The organism is Sphingopyxis sp. HIX, from assembly GCF_001468285.1.
In the GTDB taxonomy this organism is placed as follows: domain Bacteria; phylum Pseudomonadota; class Alphaproteobacteria; order Sphingomonadales; family Sphingomonadaceae; genus Sphingopyxis.
Genome location: NZ_LNSB01000065.1, coordinates 1 through 21,171, shown reverse-complemented (window position 1 = coordinate 21,171; position 21,171 = coordinate 1). Strand labels below are relative to the sequence as shown.

The following is a 21,171-nucleotide window of genomic DNA, read 5'->3' as shown; positions in this document are numbered from 1 at the left end:
ATCATGCTTCGCATGGTCCCCCTCCCCATCGCTTCGCGACAGGGAGGATTAAAAGGGCCGCTTCCGCCCGAAACCAGACCCGCGCCTGGGATTTGGGCGCAAGAAACGGGGCGCGGCATGGCTTGCCTCGCGGCAGAGATGGCGCATGACCGATATCATCGAACCCATCACCGCCCCTGGCGAGCTTGCCGCACGCATCGCCGCGATCGACTGGAGCGCCGCCGCTGCCGCGCTCGATGCCCGGGGATGGGCGGTGCTGCCGGGGTTGCTGGGGGCGGACGAATGCGAGGCGCTCGCGGCGCGCTACGACGCCGAGGCGGGGTTTCGCAGCCGGGTGACGATGGCGCGGCACGGCTTCGGACGCGGCGAATATCGCTATTTCGCTTATCCGCTGCCGGGGCCGGTGGAGGCGCTGCGGCGCGCGCTCTATCCGCGGCTCGTGCGACAAGCCAATCGCTGGCATGCGCGGATGGGGATCGATGCCCGCTTTCCCGACGAACATGCGGAGTTCCTTGCGCGCTGCCACGCGGCAGCGCAGTCGCGGCCGACGCCGCTGCTGCTGGACTATGGGCCGGGCGACTATAATTGCCTGCACCAGGACCTGTACGGCGAGCATGTCTTCCCGCTGCAGGTCGCGGTGCTGCTGTCGGCGCCGGGGACCGATTTCACCGGGGGCGAGTTCGTGCTGACCGAGCAGCGCCCGCGGATGCAGTCACGCGCCGCGGTCGTGCCGCTGGGCAAGGGCGATGCGGTGGTGTTCGCGGTGAATGCGCGGCCGGTGAAGGGATCGCGCGGCGATTACCGCGTGACGATGCGCCACGGGGTGAGCGAAGTGCGGACCGGGCAAAGGCGCGTGCTGGGGCTGATTTTTCACGATGCGGCGTGACGGACGTGTAGCGGCCCAATTATAACATAGAATATGGCCGCCCCGGAAGCCCATATTATTATAGGGGGACAATAAGCATCGGGATGTGGATAATAATGCAGGCGCCGCGCCGGAAGATAGCAGTCGCTTTTCTTTCTGGCCGGGTCGCTGGCCTGTACATGGACATCGCGGATCGCGGGGATGTCCGCCATGTCCTGCGATCGATCGAAACCGGGGGGTAGTCGATGCGTTCCATATTCCTGATCACGACCGCCGTGGCCTTTTTCGGTGCGGCCGATGCGAAGGCGCAGCAGGTGCCCGTCGCGGAAGCCAACTGCCCGCTCGAGGCCATGTCGTCCGACCGGAGCACCGAGGCGTTGCTGTCCGGCCTGCCCACCGCCAATGCTCTGGCTTGCCTCGCGATGCTGGACGATCGGCAGAAAGCGCTGACGAGGGCCGTTGCCGGTTTGGCCGCCGGTGACAATCGAGCCCCGCTCGAGGACGCGGAAAAGCTGAACTCCTATGCGATCGGTGCCTTCCAAGCCTATGTCGCGGCGATGGCAAAGGTGGACGCGAATAATGCCGCGCGCGATGCGGCAATCGATCGCGCCAATAACCTCGACCGAATAGCCGCCCCATTGGAAGCAAAGGATCGGGCAGCATTGATCGCCATCGCGCATGAACAAAGAGCCAAAGCCGAAAACCTTGTCGGTGAAACAGCAAAGTTGCTCGGCGATGCGATCAAGGCCCTGCCCGATGCTCGGCGATACACTGTTGCATCGCTGAACCACCGGCCAGCCGGAATGGAGACCGTGCCGCGGGAGACGAACAGGGAAACGCGTCTTTCGGTGGCGGATAGGAAACCGGACCCCGATTGCGCCAAGATGATCGATAACCCCGACTCCAAGCTTCGCGTTGGCGATTGCAAGGCCAACGCGCTCGCGCTCCCCGGAGGCGGTGTGCAAGTCCCCGGCAGCCTCTTTCATCCGCGGGGATTTTCCGCGTCGCTGTCCGGATCGGACGATGCCGGGACGATCGGCCTGACCTACGCGCGAGAATTCCGGCGACGCACGCCTCCCTCGGCGACGGAGCCAAACCAGCGTTTTTCCCGGTGGGGTTTCAGCGGCGGTATATCGGCCGGTTCGGGCAGTCTGTTCAAGAGCGATTCCGACAAGGAATTCATCGACAGGTTCGACAGCACGATCGCCTTGAAGGGGTCGCTGTTCTTGAACTTCTATCGCGGTCAAGGGCGGGCCGAGTGGGACGAGGCCAGCAAGGATCTCAAGAAAAAAGCCGTCGAAGCATGCCTGAAAGACCAGCTTAGTGCCACGCCCGGTTTCCGGTCGACCTGCCAGGGGCAGTCGCTGACCGACTGGGTCTATGCCCCTGCTGCAAAAGGCTCGGGCCTGCTGCACGGCGAGCTCGCCGACCAGGCCGACGCCCTCTATTTCGGCCCCAAGGATGCAAAACCGCTCGGGGGTTTCGGAATAGAGGGGAAGATCGCGCGACCATCGGTGGAATTCCTGACACCCGAGGCTTTTGCGCTCCATTTCAACGGGACCTTCGACGACGCCTTTACGAAAGCGGCCGTCGAGAAGCGCCGGAAAATCGCCTGGTCGCTGACGCCTTACCTCTATGGACGCCTCACCAAGGACCACAGCAATATCGAGATGGCGCTTCTCGGCAGCCTGGGTTTTTCCAGGGCCTATGAATATTCGAAGAGCACGAAAGAGGTGCTCTATTGTCCGGCGAAAGATACATCGACGGGGTTCTCGACGGCGGGCTGCAAATCCTATTATCCAAAAGCGCCGGACTATGACCTCGTCACGACGCCGGCCATAGAAGCCCGGTTCCTGAAATATGGGAATGGCTGGTGGCCGACCCTGGCCCTGTCGCCCAAGCTTTCTTACGCGTTGAAGAAAGAAACCGCGAAGGGCGATCCGGATCGCTGGACCTTTTCGATTCCGCTGCTGGTTTTCATCGGAGACGATCTCAAGACCGGTGTTGGCATCAAGTACGAGCGCGAATGGGGCGGTACCGAGCTGGATGACAGCGCCGTCCTCACATCGATAAAGCCCGAAAACAGGCTGTCGTTGATCGTCAGCAAGACATTCTCGCTCACCGGAAAATAGCGGGCTTTCGCGGCAGCGCGTGCGACGCGGTCGAGTATAGACAAACCAAATCGGTAAAAAAATCTTGACATCGTCACGCTGATCTGGCACATAGATTCCATCATGGAAAATTGCGAGTCGGGCCGGAGCCTCCTTTGGGGCTGCCGGCCCGATCCGCGTCTGGAGGCTATGGATGGATGAGCGCGAAGAGATGATCGCCGCGGCGCCAGGACGGCCGCTGCAACGGCGCGAGCCGCGGGCGGATGGATGGACGATGGCGCGTCGACGGGTGTTCCTGGAGGAACTGGCCGCGAGCTGCAACGTGTCGCGCGCGTTGGCCGCAGCGGGCATGAAGGTCGGGAGCGTCTATCGCCTGCGCAAGCGCGACGCGCAATTCGCCGAGCAATGGCAGGCGGCGCTGGAACTGGGTTACGAAAGGCTGGAGATGGCGCTGCTGCGGCGCGCGATCGAGGCGGTCGAGGGGCTGACGCCGGACCCCGATGAAGAGGCGAAGCAGCCGGTCGAGAAGATGACGGCCAGCGAGGCGATGGCGCTGCTGCGCCAGCATCGCGCGAGCGTCGAGGGCGGCCGGGCGCGCGGGCAGCGCGCGCAGCCGCGCCACGTCGTGACGCAGCAGGAAGTCGATGCGATCCTGATCAAGCGGATGCGGATGGTGATGCACCGGCGCCGGCTGCGCGGCGAAGCGGGGTCGGCGGCCGGCCTGCCTCCGCCGGTGCCGCCGCAGGATGGCGCGTGAAGCGGCGCTGGGACGCGCCGCGGACGCGCGCAATCAAGCGCTGGACGCCGGGGCGGCTGACCGCCTGGTCGGAAATGATATTCTCGCGGTTCGGCAAGCTGACGCCCGAGGAGCGGGCCTGGGTGCTCCGCGAGTTGACGCAGGCGCAGATGAACGAGCTCGCGGCGCGCTGGTACGGCCGCCAGCACGACGGGCAGCGCGAGCCGCCGGGCGACTGGCGCATCTGGCTGATCCAGGCGGGGCGCGGGTTCGGCAAGACGCGCGCGGGATCCGAATGGGTGAGCGAGGTCGCGCGTAGCATGCCGGGGGCACAGATCGCGCTGGTCGCGGCGACGGTCGCCGACGGGCAGCGCGTGATGATCGAAGGGCCGAGCGGGCTGATCGCGGTGGCGCGCGATCACGAGGCGGTGCGCTGGGCGCCGGGGCGGCGCGAGCTCAGCTTTGCGAACGGCGCAGTGGCGACGCTCTATTCGGCCGAGGCGGGCGAGGAGCTGCGCGGGCCCGAGCATCATGCGGCATGGTGCGACGAGCTGGCGAAATGGCGGCGCGGGACCGCGGCGTGGGACAATCTGATGCTGGGCATGCGGCTGGGCGAGCGCCCGCGGGTGCTGGTGACGACGACGCCGCGAACCAATGAGGTAATGCGGCGGGTGAAGGCGGCGCCGGGGCTGGCCGAGACCTTCGGGCGGACGCGCGACAACAAGCATCTGCCCGCGAGCTTCGTCGAAGCGATGCTGGCGAGTTACGGCGGGACGCGGCTGGGGCGGCAGGAGCTGGACGGCGAGTTGCTCGAAGATGTCGAGGGCGCGCTGTGGTCGCGCGCGCTGGTCGAGGCGTGCCGGGTCGATGGCGATGCGATCGGCAAGCCGGTGCGCGTGGTGATCGGGGTCGATCCGCCCGCGACGTCGACCGGCGACGCGTGCGGCATCGTCGTCGCGGCGCACTTACGCGACGGCAAGCTGGCGGTGGTCGAGGATGCGAGCGTCGAACAGGCCTCGCCCGCGCGCTGGGCGCAGGCGGTCGCGGCGGCGGCGGCGCGCTGGGGCGCCGAGCGGGTGGTGGCCGAGAGCAATATGGGGGGCGAGATGGTGCTGGGCACCTTGCGCGCGGCGATGACGAATTTGCCGGTGACCGCGGTGCACGCGAGCGTCGGCAAGGCACGGCGCGCGGAGCCGGTGGCGCTGGCTTACGAGCGCGGCGATGTGGTGCATGCGGGGGTTTTCGAACGGCTGGAGGACGAGCTTTGCGGGCTGCAGGTGGGGGGCGGTTATGCGGGGCCGGGGCGGTCGCCGGACCGGGCGGATGCTTGTGTGTGGGCCTTGGCGGAGTTGCTGCGCGGGGTGGCGTGCGGGAAGGGGCCGGGGGTGGTGAGGATTTAGTTCACGCGGAGGCGCGGAGGCGCGGAGACGCGGAGAAGAAAAAGAGGAAGAGGGTTTTCGCGCAGAGGGGCAGAGGGCGCAGAGAAAGGGAAGGGCGGCTTTGCCGCCTTTGTTTTTCTCCGCGTCTCCGCGTCTCCGCGTGAACCTCTTTCTCTGCGGTCTCTGCGGCTCGGCGCGCATTTTTCCGGCCGCGGTGGCGTAAACCGCTTCGGCCCCTCCACCACCCGCTTCGCGGGCGGTCCCCCTCCCCATGGCTTCGCCACAGGGAGGATTATTCGGGGAGAATTTTATGAACTGGTTTGGGCGCAAGGCGGCGCAGGCTTCTGCGCGGCCGGCTTTGTCGCGGGTGTATGGGGCGTGGAGCGCGCCGGCGCCGCTGTCGTTCGAGGCGCAGCTGCGCGAAGGGTATCTGGCGAACCCGATCGTCCAGCGCTCGGTGCGGCTGGTTGCCGAGGCCGCCGGGAGCGCGCCGGTCGAGGCGAGCGATCCGGGGCTGGCGGCGCTGGTCGCGGCGACGTCGGGCGGGCAGGGGCTGCTCGAGACCCTGGCCTCGCAATTGCTGCTGCACGGCAATGGCTATGTGCAGATCCTGGCCGACGGAGCGGGGGCGCCGGCGGAACTGTTCGCGCTGCGGCCCGAGCGGGTGACCGTGGAGGCCGATGCGCGCGGATGGCCGGTCGCCTATCGCTACAGCGCGGGCGGGTCGGGGGTGACGCTGCCCGCCGAGGATGGCGCGGGGCGGACCGCGGTGGTGCATGTGAAGGCGCTGCACCCGCTCGACGATCATTATGGCGCGGGGTGCCTGGGCGCCGCGGCGGCGGCAATCGCGGCGCATAATGCGGCGACGCGGTGGAATGCGGCGCTGCTCGGCAATGCGGCGCGGCCGTCGGGGGTGCTGGTCCACGATCCGGGCGAAAAGGGCGTGCCGCTGTCGGCCGAGCAGGTCGAGCGGCTGCGCGAGGAACTGGCCGAAGGGTTCGCGGGCGGGGCCAATGCCGGGCGGCCGCTGCTGCTCGAGGGCGGATTGAAGTGGCAGGCGCTGAGCCTGTCGCCCGCCGAGATGGATTTCCTGGAGCTGAAGCACAGCGCGGCGCGCGAGATCGCGATGGCGTTCGGGGTGCCGCCGATGCTGCTGGGGCTGCCGGGGGATGCGACCTACGCCAATTACAAGGAGGCGAACCGGGCGCTGTGGCGGCTGACGGTGCTGCCGCTGGCGGGGAAGATTTTGGGGGCGATCGCGCAGGGGCTGCGCGGATGGTTTCCGGGCGCGGCGCTGGCGGTCGATCTGAACAAGGTACCGGCGCTGGTCGAGGAGCGGATGGCGCTGTGGCGCGAGGTGTCGGCGGCGGACTGGCTGACCGCGGACGAGAAGAAGGCGATGCTGGGGGTGGGGTAACCCGCCAGCGTCGTGTGCCATTCTTTATCTCACACGAAGACACAAAGAGGGCGGCGTGCGCAGCCTAGACTGGCGGGCCTTGGAGCGGTGCGGCCGGCCCCCGGGGCCTTTGGTGCGCCTGTCGGCGCGGTGCTGTGCGACGCCTTTGTGTCTTCGTGTGAGATCATTTGGAGATTTCGACATGGATGAAGAAGAGGCCCTGGCGCGATTGGTCGCGCTGGCGGGGGCGGGTGCGCCCGAAGGTTTTGGCGTGGACGCGGCGATCCTGCGCGCGCTGATCGAGGAGGCGAGCGAGATGGGCGCGCGGCGGGCATTGGCGCGGTTGGGGCTGGCCGACGAGGCGGCGCGCGGCGACGTGAGCGATCTGCGCCAACTGCTGGGCGCGTGGCGCGACGCCAAGACGAGCGCGTGGAAGGCGGCGATCGACTGGGCGGTGCGTGGGGTGCTGGCGCTGGTCGTGGTGGGGCTCGCGGTGAAGATGGGGCTGCCGGGGTTGCTGCGGTGAGCGCGGCGGTGGCTGGAAGAGGTTCGCGCAGAGGCGCAGAGATCGCAGAGATTTTGGGGAAGAAGTCCGCCGGAAGCGTAGCGGCCGACGTTGCGGAGATCGGGGCGGCTTTGCCGCCTTCTTCTTTCTCGGCGTCCCCTGCGTCTCTGCGCGAAAACTCCCCGGTCCGTTTTGCGGGATACGCCTCGGTGTTCGATCGGGTCGATCGCGGGGGCGATGTGGTGCGCAGCGGGGCTTTTGCGCGCAGCCTGGCGAGCGGGCGCGCGGTGCCCTTGCTGTGGCAGCATCGGGCGGGCGCCGTCGTCGGCGTGGTCGAGGCGCTGGCCGAAGACAAGCGCGGTCTGCGCGTCGTGGCGCGGGTGACGCATCCGACCGCTGCGGCGCTGGTCGCGCGCGGGGCGCTGACGGGATTGTCCTTCGGGTACCGGGTGACCGCGGCGCGCGGGCGCGATCCGCGCGAGCTGCTGGGGCTCGACCTTATGGAAGTGAGTTTGGTGGCGGCGCCGATGCAGGCGCTGGCGCGGGTGATTGCGGTGGATCAGGTGAAGGAGTGACGGGCATGGATATCGAGATGGAAGTGAAGGCGGATGCGCTCGACGGCGCGTTCGATGCGGTGCTGGCGGCCGAGGCGGTCGACGAGCTGAAGGCGTCGGTGTCGGCGCTGAAGGCGCAGCTCGAGCGCCAAGCGGTGGCGAGCGGGCGTTTGCCGCTCGACGGGGCGAAGGCGGCCGATCCGGCGCTTGACGCCTTCGTCGAGCGCTACCTGCGGCGCGGGATCGATGCGGGTGTGGAGATGAAGAGCCTGTCGGGCGCTAGCGCCGGCGAGGGCGGCTATGCGGTGCCGCGCGAGATCGACGGGTCGATCGCATCGACGCTGAAGTCGCTGTCGCCGATCCGGCGTATCGCGACCGTCGTGCAGACCGGGACGAGCGGCTATCGCAAGCTGGTCGCGACCGGCGCGACCGAGGCCGGCTGGGTCGGCGAGACCGCGGCGCGGCCCGAGACCGATACGCGAAGCTTTGCCGAGATCGCGCCGCCCTCGGGCGAGCTCTATGCCAATCCGGCGGCGAGCCAGGCGATGCTCGACGATGCGATGTTCGACGTCGAGGCCTGGCTGGCCGACGAGATCGGGCGCGAGTTCGCGGTGGCGGAAGGATCGGCCTTCGTCGGCGGCAACGGGACCAACCGGCCCAAGGGCTTCTTGTCCTATACCGCCACGAACGAGGCCGATGCGGTGCGCGATTTCGGCGAGCTGCAATATGTCGCGTCGGGCGCGGCGGGGGCGTTCGCGGCGTCGAACCCGCAGGACAAGTTGGTGGACCTTGTCCACTCGCTGCGCGCGCCGTACCGGCAGGGGGCGTGCTGGGTGATGAATTCGGACACGCTGGCGCGGATCCGCAAGTTCAAGACCAGCGACGGCGCCTTCATCTGGCAGCCGGGGCTGGTCGAGGGGCAGGCGGCGAGCCTGCTCGGCTATCCGGTGGTCGAGGCCGAAGACATGCCGGCGCTGGCCGCCGACAGCCTGTCGATCGCCTTCGGCAATTTCCGCGCCGGCTACCTCGTCGCCGACCGCGGCGAGACGCGCATCCTGCGCGATCCGTTCAGCAACAAGCCCTTCGTGCATTTCTATGCAACCAAAAGGGTGGGGGGCGCGATCATCGATTCGAACGCGATCAAGCTGATGAAATTCGCCGCCAGCTGAGCTGGCGCGCGATGCGGCGCCCGGCCCCGAGCTCTTCCCCTTTCGGTGAGGGGCCGGGTGCTTATCTGCTCCGGCGTGAACAAGAACATTTGTTGAACAAATCTCTCGACTCCGGAAGGAAAGCGCGATAAATTCGGCGCGTTCTTTGGCCGGTTGGCGGAGCGGTTAACGCACCCGTGTGAAAATCGGAGGTCGTCTGTGGTGGACGCGAGGGTTCGAATCCCTCACCGGTCTCGCAAGAGAACAGAGCTGGACGCACCACGGGTCCGGCTCAACTTTCGGCTCATGTCGGTTAATCTCTGATCAACCCGGCAAGGTTAATATTCTTGCACGGCTGTGGCTATTGACGTACATAAGCCGTCGCTGAAAATGGTCTGCTCACCACCGGAGCCATGCTCTGTGCGGACCGTTTGAAGCAAGCAGGCGTAAGCCTGTCTCAAGGGGAAGCCTTGAGTGGAGACCGTAAACCGGCCAAAGATTTCGGGGCTCAGTCGCGAGGCTGGGCCCCTTCTTTTATCCTGAGAAAATCGAGTGCCGTCAGATCGGCGCTTGCTTTGTCCGTCGGTTCGACGGGCGAGACTCATTCTTCACATCGAGACGAAAGGACGGCCGATCATGCCGAGCCTGTTTTTTGCCGACCTGGTGCGCGAGCGGTGCACCGCGACGGGGAGCGGTGCGCTGGTGCTGGGCGGGGCCTTGCCGGGGCATCGCACGTTCGGTGCGGTCGTGCCCGAGGGTGCGAGCTTTCATTATGCGATCGCCGGGGTGACGCACGCCGGCGAGTGGGAGACCGGGACCGGGCGCCTCGATAGCGAGGGGCGGCTGGTGCGCGATGGCGTGGCGGCGTCGTCGAACGGCGGGGCGGCGGTCGCTTTCACGGGCGGGATCAAGACCGTCGCGCTGACCGCGGGGGCGGGGTGGTTCTCGGCGGTCGATACGGCGCTGGCGGGCGCCGCGGGCGGTGTGGCGGCCAATGCGGCGGGGCTGTCGGCGCTGGGCACGACGGTGAGCGCGCAGGGTACCGCGCTGGCGGCGGCGCAGGCGGCGATCGCGGGGCATGACGGCGCGATCGCGGGCAAGCAGCCGCTCTCGACGGGCCATTCGTCGGCGAGCGCGGTCGAGGCGGCGGACGCGGTGACGGTGCGCCGCGGGAGCGGCTGGGTCAATGTGTCCGCGAGCGCGCTGGTGCACCAGCGGAGCGGCGGCGGGTTCGTGTGCGCGGGCAATCTGGGGATCGGCGAGGAGGCGCCGGCGCAGCGGCTGGTGGTCAAGGGGAGTTCGGCGGTCGACGGCAGCGCGCCGGTGGTGGTCGAGATCGCCGATACGCAGGCGGGGACGGCGGGGTGGACGGCGAACGCCGCCTTTGCCGCGCTGAACTTTCGCTGCGCCGATGCGTCGGTGAGCGGCGCGGGGGTGCGCGCGCAGATCGCGGCGACGATGCCCGTGGGGCATGGCGGGCAGACCGACCTGAAATTCAGCGTGTCGAACGCCGGGCTGCTCGACAAGGCGGCGGTGCTCGACAATGCGGGGCGCTTTCGCCCCGGCGCCGACAATGCGCAGACATTGGGGCTGAGCGGGTTTCGCTGGTCGACGGTCTATGCCGCGACGGGGGCGATCAACACATCGGACGCGCGCGAGAAGCGCTGGTCGGGCGGCGCGAGCGCGGCCGAACTGCGCGCGGCGCGGCGGATCGCGGGCGAGCTGGGCTTTTTCCAGTGGGAGGATGCGATCGCGGCGAAGGGCGTCGATGGCGCGCGGCGGCATTTCGGAGTGCGCGCGCAGGCGGTGTGGGCGGTGATGGCCGAGGAGGGGCTGATCGATGCGATCGGTGCCGACGGGCTGCCGGGACAAACGCCTTATGCCTTCCTGTGTTTCGACCGCTGGCAGGATGCGGACGGCGACTGGCACGACCGCTTCGGGGTGCGCAGCGACCAGCTGGCTTTGTTCCTGATCGCCGGGCTGGTCGCGGGAGCGGCGGCATGATGGGCGGGCGCGCGCTGTCGGGCGCGGCGATCGGCGATGCCGGGGTACGCGACCTTGCGGGCGAGTGGGCCGGGCCGCGCCTGGGTGCGGCGCTGGGCGCGGGCCGCGGCGGAGGCGCCGGGGCGCAGGGGCGCGAGCGGCGGGTGATGCCGCGGAAAGGGTGATTCCCTTCAAGGGTGGGAGATCAATCATGTTGCTGATCAAGGATCCGGGGGCACGGATCGATTATGCGTTCGACTGGGGCGACGCCTATCTGGACGGGCAGGTGATCGAAGAGGCGAGCTGGACGGTCGAACCCGCGGTCGATGGGGGCGTGGCGGTGGCGGGCGAGAGCCACGACCTGCTGCGCTGCGCGGCGACGATCGAGGGCGGGGTCGCGGGCGGCCTGTATCGCGTCACGAACCGCGTGACGCTGAGCGACGGGCAGATCGACGAACGTTCGATCATGCTGCGGGTGGAGGAACGCTGATGATCACCGGAATCGAGAAGGGCGCGGCGCCGGTGGGCGTCGCCGAAGCGAAGGCGTGGCTGCGATTGGGCGCGGGTCAGGACGATGCGGTGGTGGCAGGGTTGATACGGAGCGCGACCGATCTGTGCGAGGCCTTTACCGGGCAGATGCTGATCGTGCGGACGGTGACCGAGGAGATGCCGGTGGCGGCGGGCTGGATGCGGCTGGTCAAGCGGCCGGTGGTCGCGGTCGAGGCGGTGGCGGGGCTGGTCGGCGAGGACGAGACTTTGCTCGCCGCCGAGGCCTGGCGGCACGAGATCGACCGCGACGGCGCGGCGCGGGTGCGGGTCGAGGCGGCGGGCGAGGCGACGCGGCTGCGCGTGACCTATCGTGCCGGGCTGGCGGCGGAGGCCAATGGCGTGCCCGAGGCGATCCGGCAGGGGCTGGCGCGGATGATCCAGCATTTGCACGAGGGACGCCGCGAAGCGCATCGCGAATTGGAACGCGCGCCGCCGGCGATCGTCGCGGCGCTGTGGCAGCCGTGGCGGCGCGTGGGGCTGGGACGATGAGCAGCGCCGAGGCGGCGGTACGCGCACGGGCGCTGGGCGTGCTGGCGGATGACGCGGTGCTGGCGGGGCTGGTGCATGGCGTGTTCGACGGCGTGCCGGCGCGGGCGAGTGCGCCCTATGCCAGTATCGGCGGGGCCGAGGGGAGCGACTGGGGGACGAAGGATGCGGCCGGGCGCGAGGTGCGCGTGATGCTGGCGCTGGTCGGGGTCGGCGAGGCGGCGGGCGACGCGGCGAGGCGGATCGAGGCGCTGGTGCCGGGACTGCGCGGCGAGGCGGGCGACTGGCGGATCGTCGGGGTGCGGGCGGTGCGGACGCGTTTTGCGTTCGCGAAGGATGGCGGGTGGCGGCACGAGATCGTGGTGCGGTGCCGGTGTTTGGCGACCTCGTGAGTTGCCGGCAAGCGGGATCGAGACCGCGCCGCCCTCACCGCTGCGACTAGGCGGCAAGCCGCCAAGTCTCGCTGCCTCTCCCCCAAGGGGAGAGGCGTGGTTTTTGCTGGGCTTTTTGCTGCGCCCTCGGCGCAGCAAAATCACTCGCCGGGAAGCGTGTTGGTCGAGCTGTAATCCTTGAACTTGTCGGTGAAGTTCGCGTGATAATCCTCGATCTGCATGTCGGCGTCTTCGGACGCATTCTTTTCGCTGTCGCCGGCGGCGCGGCCGAAGGCGATGACCGCGGCGCGGAAGGCGTCGCGCTCTTCCGAACAGTTGGATTTCAGCGCCATTTCATATTCGGCCTCGCCCATCTTGGCCTCGAGCGACTTCTTCATGTCGGTGCGCAGGCATTTGGTGAAGGCGGCGCGCGTGGTGTCGACGTTTGCGGTCGAGGCGGGCGCCATGGCGGCCAATAGTATCGACGTAATCAGCATCCTGCGACTCCCCGTTTGCGGATGTTCTTGTGAGGCAAGGAGAATAGACGATGGCAATCGAAAATGGGAGCGCTTTTCTGCTCAAGATCGGCGACGGCGAGGTGCCGCCGGCCTATGCCACGGTGGCGGGGCTGCGCACGACGCAGCTGTCGGTGAACGGCGAGGCGGTCAACGTCACGACGAAAGATTCGGGCGGCTGGCGCGAGCTGTTGTCGGGCGCCGGGGTGCGTTCGGTTTCGGTGAGCGCGGCGGGGATCTTTACCGGCTCCGACGCCGAGACGCGGCTGCGCGGCCATGCGCTGTCGGGGGCGATCGACGCCTATGAGCTGAGCTTCGAGAGCGGCGAGCGCATGCAGGGGCGCTTCCTGGTGACGCGGCTCGACTATGCCGGCGATTATAACGGCGAGCGGCAATATACGCTGAACCTCGAGAGCAGCGGCGCGGTGGTGAGCCTGTGAGCGGGCCAAAGGACTCGGGGGCCAATATGCTGCGCGGCGAGGCCGAACTGCGGGTCGGGGGTGAGGCGTTCGTGCTGCGGCCGAGCTTTGCAGCATTGGTGGCGGCCGAGAGCGAGCTGGGGCCGCTGTTCGGGCTGGTCGAGCGCGCCGCCGACGGGCGGCTGGCGCTGGGCGAACTGGCGTGCCTGTTCTGGCATTGCGTGCCGGAGCGGCCCGAGGCGCTGACGCGCGAGGCGGTCGGCGAGGCGGTGGTCGCGGCGGGGCTGGCGGCGGTGACGCCGGCGCTGCGCGTGCTGCTCGGGCAGATATTGCAGGGGCGATGAGTGCGGCGTTCGGGCCGGGCGCGCTGCGGCTGGCCGGGCTGATGGCGCGGCTCGCCGGGTGGCGGCCGGGCGAGTTCTGGACGGCGACGCCGGCCGAGGCGGCGGCGGTGCTGGCGGGCTGGATGGACGACGGCCCGGCGGCCGGGGTGGACCGCGACGCGCTGGCGGCGATGATGGAGGCTTTTCCCGATGGGCGATGACATCGACGAGGCGCTGGTGACGGTCCGCGCCGACACCGGCGCGTTCCGGCGCGACGTGGCGGCGCTGCGCGCCGAGCTGGAGGGATCGCTCGCGGCCGGCGCCGATGCGGCGGGGCGGCGGATCGAGAATGCGCTGACGCGCGCGATCGTGACGGGCAAGCTGGGGTTCGAGGATCTGAAGCGGCTGGCGCTGTCGGTGATGACCGATATCGCGCGCGCGGCGATCTCGAACGGCATCTCGGCGGCGCTGGGCGGCGGCGGTTCGGGCGGGAGCGGCGGGCTGCTCCAGCTGGCGGCAACGATCGCGGGCGCCTTTGCCGGCGCGCCGGGGCGCGCGACGGGCGGGCCGGTGAGCGCGGGACGGGCGTACCGCGTCGGCGAGCGTGGGCCCGAGATGTTCGTGCCGACCGCGAGCGGGCGGATCGAGGCGGCGGGCGGCGGCAGCGTGCGCAATATCGCGATCACGGTGAACGTGCGCGGCGAGGCGGCGAGCGAGCCGGGCCGGTTGGCACAGACCGGGCGGCAATTGGCGCGCGCGGTGCGGCGCGCGGTGGAGGCCGAGTGATGGGCTGGGCCCTGGTGGCGGCCGAGCCGCATCAGCGAAAGGGCTGGATCAAGCGCTTCGATCCGCGCTTCTGGACGGTCGATTTTGCGCGGCCGATGATGGCGAGCGTGGTGACGACGGCGCCGCAGGCGTTGCGGGTCGAGACGGTTTTCTATCGCAAGCACGACCTGGCCGGGCTGATCTGGGCGGCGGAGGACCGGTGGGATCATCCGCTGCTCGCTTATGAGACGAAGCGCGATTTCCGGCATGTGCAGCTTAGCTTTCGCTGGCGGTCGGGCGGGGTGAAGCCGCTCGACGCGCTGCACGGGCCGACGCTGACGATCGAGGGGCGCGATGCCGAAGGGGAGCCGCGCGCCTGGTATGTGCGGCTGTGGAACTATGCTGTGGGCACGCCCGAGGATGCGGTGATCGCGCTCGATTTCGATGCGATGGACGGGGGCTATCTGTTGCCGGGCGAGGCGGATCCCGTGTGGGCGGGCGATATCGACCGGATGTTCGTATCGCTAGTGCCGCCGGGTTACGACGGCAGCGAAGGCATGCTCGGAGCACCGGCCGAGGGCTGGGCCGAAATGAGCGCGATCGCGGTGTCGGGCTCGGGATCGGTGCTGGCGATCGGCGATGCGATGCTGCCCGAACATCGGCTGGGCATGACCAACGGCTATGACGATTGCTATCACCTGACCCCGGCGCGGGTGGTGCGGCAGGTGGTGGCGCTCGGCTATCGCGGCGACGTCGTCCATTATGTCGGGATGAGCCATTATATGCGGCTCGAGGCGTCGGGCGGGGGCTTTTACGCGAGCCTGGCGGGCGGGACGATCAACGCGCCGTGCGCGGCGTGGCATGCGGCACTGGCGAGCGAAATCGCGGCGGCGGGGCTGGGGCTGATCTGGTCCTTATCCTACGAATATTTCGACGAATATTGCTGGGGCGACTGGAAACAACGCGACGCCGACGGCGCGCCGGCGCTGACCGGGTGGGTGCCGCCCTCGACCCTGCTGTCGCCGGCGAATGCGAGCGCGATGGGCTATCTGCAGCTGGTCGCGCGGGCGTTCGTGGGTCTCGCGGTGGCGGCGGAGCTGGTGGTGAAGTTCCAGGTCGGCGAGCCGTGGTGGTGGATCAATGCGGGCGGGAAAATCTGCGGCTATGATGCGGCGGCGGGCGCGGCGCTGGGCGGGGCGAGCGTGGCGATCCCCGATGTGCGCGGCGCGCTCGATGCGGGGCAGGTGGCGATGCTCGATGCGCTGGGGGCGCTGCTCGCGACGTCGACCGAGGCCCTGGTCGCGGCGGCGCGCGACGAGGCGGGGGCGGCCGATTTCACGAGCCATTTGCTGGTGTTTCTGCCGACGGTGCTCGACCCGGCGGCGCCCGAGCTGCGGCGCGCGAATGTGCCGCCGGGGTGGGCGGCGCCGGCGTTCGATGTGCTGCAGCTCGAGGATTATGACTGGGTGACGGCGGGGCGCGGGGCAGAGACGGGGCCGGCGCGCGACGCGATGGTGGCGCGGCTGGGTTATCCGACCCACGACCAGCATTATTTTTCGGGGTTCGTGCTGCTGGCGGAGGATCGTGCGCAGTGGGCGGCGATCGCCGATGCGGCCGGGGCGAGCGTGCGCGCGGGGGTGGCGCGCACGTTCGTCTGGGCCTTGCCGCAAGTCGCGCGCGACGGGTTCGTCTGGTTCGACGGGGAGGATGAGGTGCAGGCTTTTGATGCGGTGGATTTCCCGCTGGCGATCGGGCGCGAGGCGCTTTGCATCACCGAATTTTCGACGCAGGTCGTGAGCTCGCCCTCGGGGCACGAGCAGCGCGCGAGCGAATGGGCCGATGCGCGGATGCGCTACGATGCGGGGCCGGGGGTGCGCTCCGAGGGCGATGTGCGGGCGCTCGCCGATTTCTTCCGGGCGCGGCGCGGCGCGGCGCGGGCGTTCCGCTTTCGCGATCCGTTCGACCATGGGTCGGCGGCCGATGGCGGGCTGCCGGCGGCGGACGACCAGATGCTGGGGACCGGCGACGGGAGCCGGCGGCAGTTTGCGCTGGTGAAGCATTATGGTTCGGGGGATGCGGTGCAGCTGCGGGCGATCCGGCTGCCGGTCGCGGGGAGCGTGCGCGTGTCGGTCGATGGGGTCGAGACGGGAGCGTTCGTGGTGACCGGCGAGGGTGAGGTGCTGCTCGATGCGGCGCCCGCGACGGGGATCGCGGTGCGCGCGGGGTTCCGCTTCGATGTGCCGGTGCGCTTTGCCGAGGACCGGTTGGAAGTGAGCCGCGCGACTTTTCTGGCGGGCGAGATGGCGTCGGTGCCTTTGGTCGAGGTGCGGGCGCCGTGGTGACGATGATCGCCGCGCCCGACTGGCTGCGCGAGGAGCTGGTGACGCTGGCCTGGTGCTGGCGGCTGGCGCGGCGCGACGGGGTGGTCGTGGGGCTGACCTCGCACGACCGCGACCTGGTGGTGGGCGGCACGCCCTATCGCGCGGCGCCGGGGATGAAGCCTTCTGCGCTCGAGACGAGCGACAGCCTGGAGGTCGAGACGATGGACCTGGAGGGCGCGGTGTCGAGCGCAGCGATTGCCGCTGCGGACCTCGATGCGGGGCGCTGGGACGGCGCCGAGCTGGTGCTGATGGTGACCGACTGGAGTGCGCCCGAAGCGGCGCCGATTGTGGTCGCGCGGGGCGAGCTGGGGGCGGTCGAGCGGCGCGGGGCGGCCTTCGCGGCCGAATTGCAGGGCGTGCTGCGGCGGCTCGATGGACCGGCGTGCCCGGCGACCTCGCCCTCGTGCCGTGCGGCGCTGGGTGACCGGGCGTGCCGGGTCGATCTGGCGCCGCTGACGCATTTGCGGCGCGTGGTCGCGGTCGACGGGCGGGCGGTGACGCTCGATGTACCGGTGGCGGCGGGGCGCATGGCGTTCGGCGAGTTGCTGTGGATCGAAGGAGCGGCGTGCGGGCTGGCGTCGCCGGTGATCGCCGACGACGGGACGGTGTTGACGCTGGCCGAGGTGCCGGGGTTGCTGCCCGCGCTGCCGGCGCGGGTCCGGCTGACCGAGGGGTGCGACAAGCAGCTGGCGACGTGCCGCGCGCGCTTCGGCAATGCGGCGAATTTCCGCGGCGAGCCGCATCTGCCGGGCAATGACCTGCTGACGCGCTACCCGGGTGGATGAGGCGCTCGACGAACTTGTAGGCGCGCGCGCCTTTGCGGCGGCGCGGGACATGGTCGGAGCGCGGTTCCGGTTGCAGGGGAGCGACCGGGCGATGGGGCTCGATTGCGTCGGGCTGGTGTGGGCGGCCTATGCGGCGGCGGGGGTGCGGCTGGTGCGGCCCGAGGATTATCCGCTGCGGGGATGGGCGCGGGAGCGGGTCGAGGCGGGGCTGGCGCGTGCCGGATTCGCGCCGGTGGATGACGAAGCGCGGGCCGGCGATGTCGCGTTGATCGCCTTTGCGGCAGGGCAATTTCATCTGGGGCTGATCGGGCCGGCGAGCCTGGTGCACGCGCATGCGGGTCTGCGGCGGGTGGTCGAGACGGTGCTGGACGACGCGACGCAGGGCGCGGCGCGGTGGCGGCTTTTCAAGGAGCACAACGATGGCAACGCTGGTGCTGACGGTGGTCGGCGGGATGATCGGTGGGCCGGTGGGGGCGGCGATCGGGGCCTATGCGGGGCAGCAGATCGACGCGGAGATCTTCAAGCCCAAGGGGCGCGAGGGGCCGCGGCTCGCCGACCTCAAGGTCCAAGCCTCGACCTATGGTCAGCAGATTCCCAAGCTGTTCGGGACGATGCGCGTCGCGGGGAGCGTGATCTGGGCGACCGATCTGATCGAGCGGCGCGAGAAGCATGGCGGCGGCAAGGGGCGGCCGTCGACGACCGAATATAGCTATGCTGTATCGCTGGCCGTCGCGCTGTCGTCGCGGCCTATCGGGGCGATCCGGCGGATCTGGGCCGACGGCAATCTGCTGCGCGGGACGAGCGGGACCTTCCAGGAGCGCTGCACCTTTCGCTGGTATACGGGCGGCGAGGATCAGCCGGTCGATCCGCTGATCGCGGCGGCGGTGGGGATGGACGAGGCGAGCGCGTTTCGCGGGCTGGCCTATGCGGTGTTCGAGGAACTGGAGCTCGCGAGCTTCGGCAATCGCATCCCGTCGCTGACCTTCGAGGTCGAGGCCGATGGCGCGGGGGTCGATGCCGGGGTAGTGGGCGGCGCGCTGATCGGCGAGGGCGGGCGCTGCGCGGGGCAGACGGTATTTTCGGGCTATTCGGCGTCGGGCGACCGGGTGCGCGACGCGCTGGCGCCTTTGTTCGAGGTCGATGCGGTGCGGCTGGTGAGCGCGCCCGGCGGCTGGCGGCTGGCGCCGGCGGAGGGGGCGGGCGAGGCGGTGGCGCTGGCGGATTTCGCCGAAGCGCGGCGCGTCGAGGCGCCGGTCGATATCGCCGAGACGCGCCGCGCGCCGCTGTCGGCGCTGCCGGGCGCGATCCGGCTGCGGCATTATGAGCCCGGGCGCGATTACCAGCTGGGCCAGCAGACGAGCGCGGTGGCGGGCGGCGGGCGGCGCGAGGAGCGGATCGACCTGCCCGCGGTGTTGCCCGCCGAGGGCGCACGCGCGCTGGCGCGGCGGATCGCCGCGGCGGCGGGCGACGGGCGCGAAACGCGGATATGGCAGGGCGATCTCGCGGCGCTCGCGCTGCCCGTCGGCGGCGTGGCGACGCTGGCCGACGGGAGCGGGTGGCGCGTCGCGTCGCGGACGGTGAAGGATGCGGCGGTGCGCCTCGAATTGCGGCGGCACCAGCCGGTTGCGTTCGAGGACATCGCGGCCGATCCGGGGGTGCCCGTGCTCGCGCCCGACTGGCCCGACAGCGAAGGGATCGTCCGGCTGTTCGACCTGCCGAGCCTCGGCGGATCGGCGGCGACCGCGCCGCGCGTCCTGCTCGCGGCGGCAGGGGATAATGACGGCTGGCGCGGAGCCGATACCTGGCTGGTTCCGGCGCCCGGCGCGGAGCCCGTTCCGGTGGGTACGGTCCGTCCGGCGGCGGCGCTCGGTACGCTCGCGGAGCCACTGGCGGGCGGCGATCCGACGCTGTTCGACGATGCGAACAAGATTTTGGTTTCTCTCGAGAATCCGGCGATGACGCTGGTCTCGGTCGATGATTCCCATCTGCTGGGCGGAGCGAATCGGGCGATGGTCGGCGGCGAACTGGTGCAGTTCGGCCGGGCCGAGGCGCTCGGTGACGGGCTGTGGCGCTTGTCGCACCTGCTACGCGGTCGCGGGGGGACGGAAACGAACGCGGTGCACGCCGCGGGAACCCCCTTCGTGTGGCTCGACGACGCGGCGTTGCTGGCGCTGCCCGACGCGCTGGCGGGATGGGCCGAGGGCGGGGCGGCGGTGCTGCAATGGGTGGCGCGGAACCACAGCGAGACGGTCGAGGTTGCGGTGCCCTCCGGCGCGGCGGCGCTGCGCCCGCTGGCGCCGGTGCACGGGCGTACAGTGCCCGACGGGGCGGGCGGACTGCTGCTCGGCTGGATCCGCCGCAGCCGCGTCGATCCCGGCTGGCGCGACGGCGTCGACCTGCCGCTGGGCGAGGGGCGCGAGGCGTGGCGGGTGGCGGCGGTGCCCGCGACCCCGGGCATCGGCCTGTGGGAGTGCACCGCGCCGGCGCTGCATCTGCCCGCGGCCGAGGTCGCCGCGCTGCCGCCGGGGACCGGTTTCGAGATCCGCCAGGTCGGCGATTTCGCCTTGTCGCCGCCGCTCATTCTCACTCTGGATTGAAAGGATTAGCCGATGACCGACCTGCCGAGCACCCCGCGCCTGGCGCTGCCCCTGCTGGCGATGGCGCAGGCGCAGAAGGAGGTGACGCACAATGAGGCGCTGGCGCTGCTCGACCTGCTCGTACAGCCCGCGATCGAGGACGGGCCGCAGGCCGATCCGCCCGTCGCACCCGTGGCGGGACAGGGCTGGATCGTCGGTGCGGCGGCGACGGGCGCCTGGGCGGACGAGGACGGCGCGGTCGCGCTGTGGACCGCGGGCGGCTGGCGCTTCGTGACGGCGCGTCCGGGCATGCGCGTCGTGCGGCTAAGCGACGGAGCTTGGCTGCGATTCGACGGCGCGGACTGGGTCGAACCCGACGCGATCGCGAGTCCGGCGGGCGGCGCCACGGTCGACTCCGAAGCGCGTGCCTCGATCGATGCGCTGATTCTGGCTCTCGTCGGCCATGGTCTTCTGATTTAGGGCGAAATTTACCACCTATCGCGCGGCGAGTGCGGCTTTTTGGCAACAGATTGGCAATTTGTTCGCTTGCGCGGAACCAAAGGCGAGGGTAGGACGTCTGCGAGACGTAAATCTCAATTGAAAGGGGAATCTACTATGAGGAAGCTTGCCGCCGCCGTGGCGTTGGCCTCCACTGCCCTTGCGACGCCGGCTCTGGCGCGCGACGACTCCTGGTATGTGGGAGTTGGGGGCGGTGTCATGATCGTCGAGGACATGGACCTCGACATCGCTACCTTCAACAATGCAGCCACGCTCGACCACAAGACCGGCTACGACTTCGAAGGCGTCGTCGGTTATGATTTCGGCGGTTTCCGCGCGGAAGTCGAAGTGGGCTATCGCGAAGCCGACATCAAGGCCGGCCGCGTCAACACCCCCGGCATCCCGGGCTCGGCCAATGGCACGGGCAACCTGATCACCGGCAACTTCCCGATGAACGGCGATTCGAACGCGCTGAGCTTCATGGTGAACGGCATGCTCGACTTCGGCGACGATGACGGCCTTCAGGGCTTCGTCGGCGGCGGTGTCGGTGTGGCCCGCGTCGATGTCGCCCCGGTCCTCGCCGGTCCGTGGCTCGACGATTCGGACACGGGCTTCGCCTGGCAGGCGATCGCCGGCGTTCGCGCGCCGCTGACCCGCAACTGGGACGTCGGCCTGAAGTACCGCTTCTTCAACGCGAGCAACCTCGACCTGGTCGACCAGCGCGGCCGCGACGTTTCGACGCGCTTCCGTTCGCACTCGATCCTCGGCACGCTGACGTACAACTTCGGTGGTGCGGAACCGGTGCCACCCCCGCCGCCGCCTCCCC

At 69.7% G+C, this 21,171-nt stretch carries 23 protein-coding genes, 1 tRNA gene and 1 pseudogene; 24 read left to right on the top strand and 1 reads right to left on the bottom strand.

Going from position 1 to position 21,171, the window contains the following annotated elements:
- Positions 1–145 precede the first annotated feature (145 nt).
- The 14 genes from ATE62_RS21470 (at position 146) to gp17 (ending at position 12,104) form a co-directional block, all read left to right on the top strand.
- Positions 146–886, top strand: coding sequence for a 2OG-Fe(II) oxygenase (locus ATE62_RS21470; protein ID WP_058810451.1), 741 nt, complete (start codon positions 146–148; stop codon positions 884–886).
- A 224-nt stretch (positions 887–1,110) separates the two neighbouring features.
- Positions 1,111–2,997, top strand: a complete 1,887-nt coding sequence (locus tag ATE62_RS21465) for a hypothetical protein (RefSeq protein ID WP_058810452.1) — start codon at positions 1,111–1,113, stop codon at positions 2,995–2,997.
- Positions 2,998–3,169: 172 nt separating this feature from the next.
- Positions 3,170–3,733, top strand: a complete 564-nt coding sequence (locus ATE62_RS21460) for a hypothetical protein (protein WP_058810453.1) — start codon at positions 3,170–3,172, stop codon at positions 3,731–3,733.
- A gap of 74 nt (positions 3,734–3,807) precedes the next feature.
- Complete coding sequence (locus ATE62_RS21455) at positions 3,808–5,112, top strand: terminase large subunit domain-containing protein (protein WP_058810461.1); 1,305 nt, start codon at positions 3,808–3,810, stop codon at positions 5,110–5,112.
- Positions 5,113–5,401: 289 nt separating this feature from the next.
- The gene (locus ATE62_RS21450; RefSeq protein WP_058810454.1) at positions 5,402–6,508 is read left to right on the top strand and encodes a phage portal protein; all 1,107 of its coding nucleotides are present in this window, start codon (positions 5,402–5,404) and stop codon (positions 6,506–6,508) included.
- A gap of 181 nt (positions 6,509–6,689) precedes the next feature.
- Positions 6,690–7,013 (top strand): DUF6127 family protein, encoded by a 324-nt coding sequence (locus ATE62_RS21445; RefSeq protein WP_058810456.1) that lies wholly within the window; start codon positions 6,690–6,692, stop codon positions 7,011–7,013.
- Between the two features lie 146 nt (positions 7,014–7,159).
- Complete coding sequence (locus ATE62_RS21440; RefSeq protein WP_058810462.1) at positions 7,160–7,567, top strand: HK97 family phage prohead protease; 408 nt, start codon at positions 7,160–7,162, stop codon at positions 7,565–7,567.
- Positions 7,568–7,572: 5 nt separating this feature from the next.
- On the top strand, positions 7,573–8,715 hold the full coding sequence (locus ATE62_RS21435) for a phage major capsid protein (protein WP_082662959.1): 1,143 nt from the start codon (positions 7,573–7,575) through the stop codon (positions 8,713–8,715).
- A 147-nt stretch (positions 8,716–8,862) separates the two neighbouring features.
- Positions 8,863–8,949 (top strand) — tRNA-Phe (locus tag ATE62_RS21430).
- Positions 8,950–9,330: 381 nt separating this feature from the next.
- Positions 9,331–10,698, top strand: coding sequence for a tail fiber domain-containing protein (locus ATE62_RS21425; RefSeq protein ID WP_058810458.1), 1,368 nt, complete (start codon positions 9,331–9,333; stop codon positions 10,696–10,698).
- Positions 10,695–10,862, top strand: coding sequence for a hypothetical protein (locus tag ATE62_RS23465; protein WP_156420691.1), 168 nt, complete (start codon positions 10,695–10,697; stop codon positions 10,860–10,862). The genes ATE62_RS21425 and ATE62_RS23465 overlap by 4 nt, the downstream gene beginning before the upstream one ends.
- A 26-nt stretch (positions 10,863–10,888) precedes the next feature.
- Positions 10,889–11,167, top strand: a complete 279-nt coding sequence (locus ATE62_RS21420; RefSeq protein ID WP_082667020.1) for a phage fiber-tail adaptor protein — start codon at positions 10,889–10,891, stop codon at positions 11,165–11,167.
- On the top strand, positions 11,167–11,715 hold the full coding sequence (locus ATE62_RS21415; RefSeq protein WP_058810460.1) for a head-tail connector protein: 549 nt from the start codon (positions 11,167–11,169) through the stop codon (positions 11,713–11,715). The genes ATE62_RS21420 and ATE62_RS21415 overlap by 1 nt, the downstream gene beginning before the upstream one ends.
- Positions 11,712–12,104: a tail completion protein gp17 gene (gene gp17 / locus ATE62_RS21410; RefSeq protein WP_058818607.1), complete on the top strand. Its 393-nt coding sequence runs from the start codon at positions 11,712–11,714 to the stop codon at positions 12,102–12,104. The genes ATE62_RS21415 and gp17 overlap by 4 nt, the downstream gene beginning before the upstream one ends.
- 140 nt (positions 12,105–12,244) lie before the next feature.
- Here the strand turns inward: gp17 and ATE62_RS21405 are convergent, their stop codons facing one another.
- Positions 12,245–12,580 (bottom strand): hypothetical protein, encoded by a 336-nt coding sequence (locus ATE62_RS21405; RefSeq protein WP_058810631.1) that lies wholly within the window; start codon positions 12,578–12,580, stop codon positions 12,245–12,247.
- Between the two features lie 50 nt (positions 12,581–12,630).
- Between ATE62_RS21405 and ATE62_RS21400 the strand changes: the two genes are divergently transcribed.
- From ATE62_RS21400 to ATE62_RS21360, 10 genes and pseudogenes are all read left to right on the top strand, one after another.
- Positions 12,631–13,038 (top strand): phage major tail protein, TP901-1 family, encoded by a 408-nt coding sequence (locus ATE62_RS21400; protein WP_058810630.1) that lies wholly within the window; start codon positions 12,631–12,633, stop codon positions 13,036–13,038.
- A 26-nt stretch (positions 13,039–13,064) separates the two neighbouring features.
- Positions 13,065–13,361, top strand: coding sequence for a gene transfer agent family protein (locus ATE62_RS21395; RefSeq protein WP_058810629.1), 297 nt, complete (start codon positions 13,065–13,067; stop codon positions 13,359–13,361).
- Positions 13,358–13,561 carry a phage tail assembly chaperone gene (locus tag ATE62_RS21390; RefSeq protein ID WP_058810628.1) on the top strand — a complete coding sequence of 68 codons (204 nt, stop codon included), beginning with the start codon at positions 13,358–13,360 and terminating at the stop codon, positions 13,559–13,561. Before ATE62_RS21395 ends, ATE62_RS21390 begins: the two co-directional genes overlap by 4 nt.
- Positions 13,551–14,126, top strand: coding sequence for a tail tape measure protein (locus ATE62_RS21385; protein WP_058810627.1), 576 nt, complete (start codon positions 13,551–13,553; stop codon positions 14,124–14,126). The genes ATE62_RS21390 and ATE62_RS21385 overlap by 11 nt, the downstream gene beginning before the upstream one ends.
- Positions 14,126–16,447 carry a DUF2460 domain-containing protein gene (locus ATE62_RS21380; protein ID WP_058810632.1) on the top strand — a complete coding sequence of 774 codons (2,322 nt, stop codon included), beginning with the start codon at positions 14,126–14,128 and terminating at the stop codon, positions 16,445–16,447. The genes ATE62_RS21385 and ATE62_RS21380 overlap by 1 nt, the downstream gene beginning before the upstream one ends.
- Positions 16,448–16,449: 2 nt before the next feature.
- Positions 16,450–17,271, top strand: a complete 822-nt coding sequence (locus tag ATE62_RS21375) for a DUF2163 domain-containing protein (RefSeq protein WP_058810626.1) — start codon at positions 16,450–16,452, stop codon at positions 17,269–17,271.
- Between the two features lie 49 nt (positions 17,272–17,320).
- Positions 17,321–17,593: pseudogene (locus ATE62_RS24000) on the top strand (NlpC/P60 family protein); the annotation flags it as partial.
- Between the two features lie 97 nt (positions 17,594–17,690).
- A complete protein-coding gene (locus tag ATE62_RS21370; RefSeq protein WP_058818606.1) occupies positions 17,691–19,868 on the top strand; it encodes a phage tail protein in 2,178 nt (725 codons plus the stop codon).
- A 12-nt stretch (positions 19,869–19,880) separates the two neighbouring features.
- Entirely contained in the window at positions 19,881–20,327 is a 447-nt protein-coding gene (locus ATE62_RS21365; protein ID WP_058810683.1) for a DUF2793 domain-containing protein, read from the top strand.
- A gap of 135 nt (positions 20,328–20,462) precedes the next feature.
- On the top strand, positions 20,463–21,171 hold a 709-nt coding region (locus tag ATE62_RS21360; protein WP_156422297.1), incomplete at its 3' end, for an outer membrane protein.

Bases quoted from the DNA above. Each gene is read 5' to 3' on its own strand.
- ATE62_RS21445 (WP_058810456.1), top strand. From the start codon at position 6,690: ATGGATGAAGAAGAGGCCCTGGCGCGATTGGTCGCGCTGGCGGGGGCG.
- ATE62_RS21390 (WP_058810628.1), top strand. From the start codon at position 13,358: ATGAGTGCGGCGTTCGGGCCGGGCGCGCTGCGGCTGGCCGGGCTGATG.
- ATE62_RS21405 (WP_058810631.1), bottom strand. From the start codon at position 12,580: ATGCTGATTACGTCGATACTATTGGCCGCCATGGCGCCCGCCTCGACC.
- ATE62_RS21435 (WP_082662959.1), top strand. From the start codon at position 7,573: ATGGATATCGAGATGGAAGTGAAGGCGGATGCGCTCGACGGCGCGTTC.
- ATE62_RS21465 (WP_058810452.1), top strand. From the start codon at position 1,111: ATGCGTTCCATATTCCTGATCACGACCGCCGTGGCCTTTTTCGGTGCG.
- ATE62_RS21470 (WP_058810451.1), top strand. From the start codon at position 146: ATGACCGATATCATCGAACCCATCACCGCCCCTGGCGAGCTTGCCGCA.
- ATE62_RS21380 (WP_058810632.1), top strand. From the start codon at position 14,126: ATGGGCTGGGCCCTGGTGGCGGCCGAGCCGCATCAGCGAAAGGGCTGG.
- ATE62_RS21385 (WP_058810627.1), top strand. From the start codon at position 13,551: ATGGGCGATGACATCGACGAGGCGCTGGTGACGGTCCGCGCCGACACC.
- ATE62_RS21370 (WP_058818606.1), top strand. From the start codon at position 17,691: ATGGCAACGCTGGTGCTGACGGTGGTCGGCGGGATGATCGGTGGGCCG.
- ATE62_RS21415 (WP_058810460.1), top strand. From the start codon at position 11,167: ATGATCACCGGAATCGAGAAGGGCGCGGCGCCGGTGGGCGTCGCCGAA.
- ATE62_RS21460 (WP_058810453.1), top strand. From the start codon at position 3,170: ATGGATGAGCGCGAAGAGATGATCGCCGCGGCGCCAGGACGGCCGCTG.
- gp17 (WP_058818607.1), top strand. From the start codon at position 11,712: ATGAGCAGCGCCGAGGCGGCGGTACGCGCACGGGCGCTGGGCGTGCTG.
- ATE62_RS21450 (WP_058810454.1), top strand. From the start codon at position 5,402: ATGAACTGGTTTGGGCGCAAGGCGGCGCAGGCTTCTGCGCGGCCGGCT.
- ATE62_RS21400 (WP_058810630.1), top strand. From the start codon at position 12,631: ATGGCAATCGAAAATGGGAGCGCTTTTCTGCTCAAGATCGGCGACGGC.
- ATE62_RS23465 (WP_156420691.1), top strand. From the start codon at position 10,695: ATGATGGGCGGGCGCGCGCTGTCGGGCGCGGCGATCGGCGATGCCGGG.
- ATE62_RS21375 (WP_058810626.1), top strand. From the start codon at position 16,450: ATGATCGCCGCGCCCGACTGGCTGCGCGAGGAGCTGGTGACGCTGGCC.
- ATE62_RS21455 (WP_058810461.1), top strand. From the start codon at position 3,808: ATGATATTCTCGCGGTTCGGCAAGCTGACGCCCGAGGAGCGGGCCTGG.
- ATE62_RS21420 (WP_082667020.1), top strand. From the start codon at position 10,889: ATGTTGCTGATCAAGGATCCGGGGGCACGGATCGATTATGCGTTCGAC.
- ATE62_RS21365 (WP_058810683.1), top strand. From the start codon at position 19,881: ATGACCGACCTGCCGAGCACCCCGCGCCTGGCGCTGCCCCTGCTGGCG.
- ATE62_RS21425 (WP_058810458.1), top strand. From the start codon at position 9,331: ATGCCGAGCCTGTTTTTTGCCGACCTGGTGCGCGAGCGGTGCACCGCG.
- ATE62_RS21395 (WP_058810629.1), top strand. From the start codon at position 13,065: ATGCTGCGCGGCGAGGCCGAACTGCGGGTCGGGGGTGAGGCGTTCGTG.